The 1,585-nt window shown below is 53.6% G+C and carries 1 protein-coding gene; it reads left to right on the top strand.

The window, feature by feature from the left end:
• Positions 1-253: 253 nt before the first annotated feature.
• Positions 254-1,585 (top strand): IS1634 family transposase (locus QMD53_07165; GenBank protein ID MDI6800414.1); only part of this gene is annotated, 1,332 nt, incomplete at its 3' end.

Raw genomic sequence — 1,585 nt, 5'->3', positions numbered from 1 at the left:
CTATAAAACTGCCTTAACTGCTTGATAAGTAAGTCGATATGTTTTTTTGCGTCTCGGCTTTGTAGTGTATAAAATATGCAATAAAATGCTTGACATGATAATATTAGTATGCTATTTGTAGGCTATGTTTATACGAATTCACAAGCAGCGGCAGCGGGGCAAGGTTTATACCTCGGTACAGATATGCGAGAGCTACCGCGATCCGGCAAAGGGCGGGGCTCCGCGTAACAGGGTTATTGCCAACCTTGGGCCTTTGGACAAGCTTGGGCTGGATAACATCCGCAACCTGGGCAATGGTCTGCTCAAGGCTGCCGGAGTTGTGCCGCAAGAGGGTGTTCAGCCTCAACTGCTTAACGCCAGGCATTTTGGCCATGTGCATGTGGCGCAAAGGGTTTGGGAAGCCCTTGGGCTGTCACAGGCCCTCGAAGATGCAGGCATTGCTGGTGCGGCTTCCTTTCCTGTGGTCGAGTTTGTGCGCCTGCTGGTCATCAACAGGCTCTGCGATCCGTGCAGCAAGCTGGCGCTTCTTGACTGGCTTGAATCTGTCCATTGCCCCATGAGCGAAAAGCCCTCCTACCATCATCTTTTGCGCGCCATGGACAGGCTTGGCGAAGCAAAGGACAAAGCAGAGCCGCTCATCGCCAAATGTCTGCTTGAAGATGAAGCCCCGCCGGATCTGGTTTTCTACGATATAACCTCCACCTATTTTGAGGGGGACAAATCTCTTGCGGAAGATGATTTCCGCCGTTACGGCTACAGCCGGGACCACCGGCCTGACCGCCGCCAGATAGTCATCGGCATGGTGATGAGCAGAAGCGGCATTCCCTTGTGCCATCATGTTTTTGACGGGAACACGGTTGATAAAACCACTGTTGCCGGAGTGGTGAAGGATTTGAAGGAGCGGTTTGCCCTTACGCGCACGGTTTTTGTGGGCGACAGGGGGATGCTCTCTGATGGTAATCTTGAAACCCTGCTTGATGAAAATCTCGGGTTCATCGTGGCCCATCCCCTTCGCCGCAATGCCCTGGCTGCCGAGGTGATAGGCGAGATCGGCAAAGGTTTAGACAGAACAAGCGAACAGGAGCAGTTTTTAGAGCAGCGCCGGGAAGGGGTGCGCTTTGTGCTTGCCTGGTCTCCTGCAATCTCCCGCGAGGTTGAGCAATCCCGCACAGAGCGCCTGCAAAAGGCAGATGCCTGGATCAAAAAGCAGACAAACAGCCTTGCCAAGCCTGCAAAGAGAGGGCGAAAACCTACTGTCCAGGGGACATATGACCGCATCCGGGATTATTTGAGAGACAAAAACCTGCTCTCGCTTTATGAACTGGGCCTTGCTGACGGGAAAGTGACCGGAAAAAAGAACCAGAAGGCTCTGGCCTGGGAAAGGACAATCAGCGGAATGCTTTTGCTGGAGACCACGGACATGACCCTTGCCGCTGAAGAGGTGGTGAGCCGATACAAGGAGCTTGCCGAGATCGAAAGGGGCTGGAGAGCGCTCAAGAGCACTCTGCTGCTTCGCCCGGTCTATCACTGGACGGAAAAGCGCATCCTCGCCCATGTTTTTATCTGCGTGCTGGCCCTGCAACTG

The sequence above is a fragment of the Actinomycetota bacterium genome, from assembly GCA_030017835.1.
Lineage (GTDB): Bacteria > Actinomycetota > Aquicultoria > UBA3085 > Oleimmundimicrobiaceae > Yes70-04.
This window is presented reverse-complemented; position numbering and strand designations above follow the sequence as displayed.